General features: G+C 64.8%; 1 protein-coding gene. It reads right to left on the bottom strand.

All coding sequences use genetic code 11. The features are described from left to right. On the bottom strand, window positions 1–281 hold a 281-nt coding region (locus HZI36_RS26750), incomplete at both ends, for an aldehyde dehydrogenase family protein (protein ID WP_179405671.1).

Below are 281 nucleotides of genomic sequence, written 5' to 3' on the forward strand. Positions count from 1 at the left end.
TTGTCGAGCTGCTGCTGCGACGCCTGCGCGCCGATCATCGTCTGCAGGTCGAGCGGATGGCCGGCCTTGATACGCTCGACGCGCGCGACCGCCTTCTCGATGAAGCGCTCGTAGATCGATTCCTGGATCAGCACGCGCGACGGGCACGTGCACACCTCGCCCTGGTTCAACGCGAACATCGCGAGACCTTCGAGCGCTTTGTCGAGGAACGCGTCGTCCTGGTCGAGCACATCGGCGAAGAAGATGTTCGGGCTCTTGCCGCCGAGCTCGACCGTCGACGG

The sequence above is a fragment of the Burkholderia guangdongensis genome, assembly GCF_013403875.1.
Taxonomy (GTDB): Bacteria; Pseudomonadota; Gammaproteobacteria; order Burkholderiales; family Burkholderiaceae; genus Burkholderia; species Burkholderia guangdongensis.